General features: G+C 73.3%; 4 protein-coding genes. 2 read left to right on the top strand and 2 right to left on the bottom strand.

Annotation, left to right across the window (positions count from 1 at the left end):
• Positions 1-71: 71 nt before the first annotated feature.
• Both AOK09_RS13840 and AOK09_RS13835 read left to right on the top strand, forming a co-directional pair.
• Positions 72-2000 carry a cellulase family glycosylhydrolase gene (locus tag AOK09_RS13840; protein ID WP_055587475.1) on the top strand — a complete coding sequence of 643 codons (1929 nt, stop codon included), beginning with the start codon at positions 72-74 and terminating at the stop codon, positions 1998-2000.
• Positions 2001-2090: 90 nt separating this feature from the next.
• The gene (locus AOK09_RS13835) at positions 2091-3071 is read left to right on the top strand and encodes an acetylxylan esterase (RefSeq protein ID WP_055587474.1); all 981 of its coding nucleotides are present in this window, start codon (positions 2091-2093) and stop codon (positions 3069-3071) included.
• Between the two features lie 159 nt (positions 3072-3230).
• On the opposite strand, the gene AOK09_RS13830 is transcribed toward AOK09_RS13835, so the two are convergent.
• Both AOK09_RS13830 and ggt read right to left on the bottom strand, forming a co-directional pair.
• Positions 3231-4034, bottom strand: a complete 804-nt coding sequence (locus tag AOK09_RS13830) for an exodeoxyribonuclease III (protein ID WP_055587473.1) — start codon at positions 4032-4034, stop codon at positions 3231-3233.
• Between the two features lie 125 nt (positions 4035-4159).
• The coding region (gene ggt / locus AOK09_RS13825; RefSeq protein WP_055587472.1) for a gamma-glutamyltransferase at positions 4160-5919 on the bottom strand (1760 nt) is incomplete at its 5' end.

The raw sequence follows: 5919 nt of genomic DNA, 5'->3' as shown, positions 1-5919 counted from the left end.
GCCCTCGCCCGCGCGCCCGCGCCGCGGCCTGCCGCCTTCCCGCCCGCACCCGTCCGAAGGGGACCCCGCCCATGCTGCGCAACTCCGCCCGGCTGACCGCCACCGGAAAGCCGGTCACCTGGCTCGGCGCCAACTACTGGTCCCGCACCGGTGGCCCGCTGATGTGGCGCTCCTACGACCCCCAGGTCATCGAGGAGGAGCTGCTGGCGCTGCGCGACCACGGCATGAACGTCACCCGGTCCTTCTACTACTGGCCGGACTTCATGCCCACGCCGTACAGCGTCGACGAGGAGAAGTGCGCCCACTTCGCCGACTTCCTCGACCGCCACCAGGCCCTCGGCATGACGACCATCCCCACCTTCATCGTGGGCCACATGTCCGGCGAGAACTGGGACCCGTCCTGGCGGGGCGGCCGCGACCTCTACACCGACGTCTGGATGGTGGCCCGGCAGGCCTGGTTCGCCCGCGAGATGGTCCGCCGCTTCAAGGACCACCCGGCGGTCTCCGGCTGGCTGGTCTCCAACGAGATGCCGATCTACGGGGACGCCACCCGCGACCGGGAGTCGGTCTCCTCCTGGGCCCAGATCATCGTGGACGCCGTGCACGCCGCCGGGGGCACCCAGCCGGTCTCGCTCGGCGACGGCGCCTGGGGCCTGGAGAACACCGGCCATGAGAACGGCTTCTCGGTGAAGCACTCCGCCGAGATCTGCGACTTCCTCGGCCCGCACGTCTACCGCATGGAGGACGACCCGGTCCGCCAGCACCACGCCGCCGCCTGGGTGTGCGAGCTGTCCGGCACCTTCGGCAAGCCGGTGGTGCTGGAGGAGTTCGGCGTCACCTCCGACTTCGTCAGCGGCGCGGGCGCCGCCCACTACTACCGCCAGGTGCTGCACAACACCCTGCTGGCCGGGGCCACCGGCTGGATCGCCTGGAACAACACCGACTACGACGACCTGATCCACCAGCCGCCCTATCTGCACCACGCCTTCGAGCTGCACTTCGGCCTCACCGACCGGCACGGCCGGGCCAAGCCGCAGCTGAAGGAGTTCAAGGACTTCACCGAGGTGCTGAAGCAGGTCGACTTCGACCGCACCAGCCGGGCCGACAGCGACACCGCCCTGGTGGTCTCCTCCTACCTGGACACCCACTACCCCTTCACCCGGGAGGAGGACCGCAGCCATGTCTACACCGCCGCCCGCCAGGCCTGGGTGGCCGGCCGCCTCGCCGACCTCGCCCCGGCCGTGACCCGGGAGAGCGACGGCCTCACCGAGGACGCCCGGCTCTATCTGGTGCCCTCCACCAAGCAGTTGCTCTCCCCCACCTGGTACCGGCTGGAGGAGCTCGCCCGCGCCGGCGCCACCGTCTATGTCTCGTACTGCCCCGGCGCCCACGACGAGCAGCGCGGCCCGTGGTACGCCCACCTGGACGAGTTCTTCGGGGTGCGGCACCAGCTGGAGTACGGCCTGGTCAACCCGATCGAGGACGACGAGGTGATCTTCACCTTCACCCGGGCGTTCGGTAGTCTCCCCGAGGGTGCCCGGCTGTCCTTCCGGGCCGCCGGCACCGTCAACAGCCGGGTCTTCCTGCCGGTCGTCCCGGACGGTGCGGAGGTGCTCGCCGTCGACGGCCACGGCCGCCCGGCGCTCCTGCTGCGCCAGGTGGGCGAGGGCAGCGTGGTGTTCTCCACCTACCCGCTGGAGCACATGGCGGCGGTGACCCCCCGGGTCAATCCGGAGGACACCAGCACCCTGTACGACGCCCTCGGCGCCCATGCGGGGGTGCGCCGGCCGGTGACGGTCGCCGACCCGCGGGTGGGCACCGACCGTCTGGTCCACGAGGACGGCCGCACCTTCGTGTGGCTGGTCAGCCAGGCCAAGGAGGAGATCACCGTCAAGCCCGCGGTCACCGAGGGCACCCTGCACGAACTCGACGGCACCCCCGTCGACTCGGTGACACTGCCCGGCTACGGGGTGCGTGTGCTGGAGCTGCGCGCAGCCTGAGCCCCGACCGGCCCGTCCGTCGGCCGGGCAGCCCGCCCACCGGCGGGCTGCCCGGCACATCCCGTTCCCCACCCCTCAGGAGAAGCCCCCATGCCTCTCAGCGACCTCCCCCTCGACGAACTGCTGGAGTACCGCCCCGAGGTCCCCGCCCCCGCCGACTTCGACGCCTTCTGGGCGCAGACCCTGGAGCAGGCCCGCACGCACGGCGGCAGCCCTGCGCTGTCCCCCGTCGAGGACCACCTGCTGACCGCCTTCGAGGTGCACGATGTGCGCTTCCCCGGGTGGAACGGGGAGCCCGTCGCCGCCTGGCTGATACTGCCGCGCGGCTCCGAGGGGCCGCTGCCGACCGTGGTCAAGTACATCGGCTACAGCGGCGGCCGGGGGCGGCCCACCGACCATCTGCTGCCGCCCGCCGCCGGATACGCCCACCTGGTCGTCGACAGCCGCGGTCAGGGCCACGACACCCCGGACCGGGACGAGGGCCGGGGCACCCAGTGGGTGGAGGGCTTCATGACCCGCGGGATCGACGACCCGCACCACCACTACTACCGCCGGCTGATGACCGACTGCGTGCGGGCCGTGGACGCCGCCCGGGCCCTGCCGCAGGTCGACCCGGACCGGATCGTGGTCAGCGGAGGCAGCCAGGGCGGCGGGCTGGCTCTGGCCGTGGCCGGCCTCACCGGCGGCCTGGTCGCGGGCGCGCTGATCGATGTGCCGTTCCTCTGCCACTACCGGCGGGGCACCGACGTCGCCCCCGAGGGGCCCTATGTCGAGGTCTCCAAGTATCTGCGCTGGCACAGCCAGGGCAATGTGGAGACCGCCTTCGAGACGCTGAACTACTTCGACGGGGTGCACTTCGCCGCCCGCGCCACCGCGCCCGCCCTCTTCAGCGTGGGGCTGATGGACCCGATCTGCCCGCCGTCCACCGTCTTCGCCGCCTACAACCGCTACCAGGGCGACCGGGACATCCGGGTCTGGCACTTCGCCGACCACGGCGGGGGCTACGGAGCCACCGCGCCCGAGCAGCTGGCCTGGCTGCGCGACCGGGGGCTGGCTCCCAAGGCGCTCTGAGGGGGGCGCCCTAAGGGAGGCACTCTGAGGAAGGCACCGGCGGCGCCGGGGCGGAGCACGGTCCGCCCCGGCGCCGCGCGACCTGCGGATCACCCGCAGGTCCGGCACCGCCCGGGGCGGTGCAGCACCCGCGGGTGCGGTCCGGCGGCCGCGGGCGGCTCAGAGGTCCAGGTCGACCACGACCGGGGCGTGGTCGGAGGTGCCCTTGCCCTTGCGGGCCTCGCGGTCGACATAGGAGTCGGAGACGGCGGCGGCGAACGGCCGGTTGCCGTAGACCAGGTCGATCCGCATGCCGTTGTTCTTCGGGAAGGCCAACTGCCGGTAGTCCCAGTAGGTGTACGGGTGGTCGTACTTCAGCGGCCGCGGCACCACGTCCGCCAGCCCGGCGGAGCGCAGCTCCGCCAGCGCCTGGCGCTCGGCGGGGGTGACATGGGTGGAGCCCTCGAAGAGGGAGGGGTCCCAGACGTCCGCGTCGGTCGGCGCGACGTTGAAGTCGCCCAGGACGGCGAAGGGACGGTCGCCCGCCGCGTCCTCCAGCACCGCAGCCCTGAGCGCCGCCAGCCACTCCAGCTTGTAGGTGTAGTGCGGGTGGCCGACCTCGCGCCCGTTGGGCACATAGACCGACCAGACCCGGACCGGACCGCAGGTCGCGGCGACCGCCCGGGCCTCGATCTCGGGGATCATCGCACCGTCGGCGAGATAGCCGGGCTGCTCCGGGAGGCCGTGGACGACGTCGTCCAGGCCGAGCCGGGAGACCACGGCGACGCCGTTCCACCGGCCGGTGCCGTGGGCGGCGGCCTCGTAGCCGAGCTCCTTGACGGCGTCGTGGGGGAACGCCTCGGTGGTGCACTTGAGCTCCTGCAGACAGAGCACGTCGGGCTTGGCGCCCTCCAGCCACTCCAGGAACCTGGGCAGCCGCGCGGTGATGGAGTTGATGTTCCAGGTGGCGATGCGGACGGTCACGGCGGGCTGGCCTTCCGGACGGTGCGGACGAGGGGTCGGGGAGCCCGGAGGGCTCCCCGACCCAAAGCTACCGTCCGCCACCGACAGTGAGCCGCCCGCTCAGGCGGCGGTCCACCGCCGCCCGGTCAGCGGGACGGGACGACCACCGCGGCCGCGCCCCCGCCGCGGCGGACCGGCTCGGCGGCGGCGAGCCAGCGGCCGTCGGGCAGCCGCTCCACCCCGGTCGCCGCTCCGATCTCGCCGGCGTCGGTGAAGACATGGCCGATCGCCTCCAGCTTGGCGCGCTCCGGCAGCGCCAGGAAGGCCGGCTCGGCGCCGGTGGCCGCCGCGTTGCGCTGGCTGGCGCGCGGGGCGGCGATGGCCTGCTCCAGGGTGAGCCCGCGGTCGATCCGTCCGAGGAGCACCTGGAGCACGGTGGTGATGATGGTGGCGCCGCCCGGGGAGCCGGCCGCGAAGTACGGCTGCCCGTCGCGCAGCACGATGGTCGGCGAGATCGAGGAGCGCGGCCGCTTGCCGGGGCCGGGGAGGTTGGGGTCGGGCACGCCCGGGGTGGCCGGGACGAAGGAGAAGTCGGTGAGCTCGTTGTTGAGCAGGAAGCCGCGGCCGGGCACGGTCATGGCGCTGCCGCCGGTCTGCTCGATGGTGAGGGTGTAGGAGACCACGTTGCCCCAGCGGTCGGCGACGGTGAGGTGGGTGGTGTTGGGGCCCTCGTGGGTCTCGGCGACGCCCTTGCCCGCGGTGGCGCAGCCGGCCGCCGGGTGACGGGGGTCGCCGGGGGCCAGCGGGCTGGTGAGCACATGGTCGGGGGTGATCAGGCAGGCCCGGGATTCGGCGAAGCGCTGGGAGAGCAGTTCCCGGGTGGGCACGTCGTTGAAGGCGGGGTCGCCGACCCAGCGGTTGCGGTCGGCGAAGGCGATCCGGGACGCCTCCAGGAAGCGGTGGTAGTACTGCGTGCTGTCCAGCCGGCCGAGGTCGGTGCCCGAGAGGATGTTGAGGGCCTCGCCGACGGTGGTGCCGCCGGAGGAGGACGGGGCGATGCTGTAGACGTCCAGGCCGCGGTACGCCACATGGGTGGGGTCCTGGAGGTGGACGTCGTAGCCGCGCAGGTCCTGCCGGGAGAGTCTGCCGGGCCGTACGGTGCGGGTGGCAGCGGGGTCGACCTGGGGGTGCTGGACGGTACGGGCGATGTCGGCGCCGATGTCCCCGCGGTAAAGGGCGCCGATGCCCTGGCGGCCGAGTTCGCGGTAGGTGGCGGCGAGGTCGGGGTTGCGCAGGGTCGAGCCGACGGCGGGGAGGTCGCCGCCGGGCAGGAAGAGGTCCCGGGTGGCGGGGAAGTCGCGGAAGCGGTCCTGGTTGGCGGCGGTCTGGTCGTGGAAGGTCTGGTCGACGGTGAAGCCGCGGTCGGCTATCCGCTCGGCCGGTTCGAGCACGTCGTCCAGTGATCTGCTGCCCCACAGGCTGAGCGCCCGCTGCCAGGTGGCCGCGGTGCCGGGCACACCGACGGAGAGGCCGCTGGTGACAGCGTCGGCGAAGGAGAGCGGTGCGCCGTTCTCCACGAAGAGGTTCTGGTCTGCGGTGAGCGGCGCGGTCTCGCGTCCGTCGAGCGTCTGCACGGTGCGGGTGCGGGCGTTGTAGTAGACGAAGTAGCCGCCGCCTCCGATACCGGCCGAGTACGGCTCGGTGACTCCCAGCGCGGCGGCGGTGGCCACCGCGGCGTCCACCGCGTTGCCGCCGCGGCGCAGCACCTCGATGCCGGCGACGGTGGCGTCGGCGTCCACGCTGGCGACGGCTCCGCCCCGGCCGACGGCCTGGGGGGACTTGGCGGGCGGCGGGTCCGCGGCCGGCCGTGCGGCGGCGCCGGGGGCGGTGGCGGGGGCCGCGACGA

The organism is Peterkaempfera griseoplana (genome assembly GCF_001418575.1).
Lineage (GTDB): Bacteria > Actinomycetota > Actinomycetes > Streptomycetales > Streptomycetaceae > Peterkaempfera > Peterkaempfera griseoplana.
Note: the sequence above shows the minus strand (reverse complement) of the source record. Positions and strands in the feature narration are given on the sequence as shown.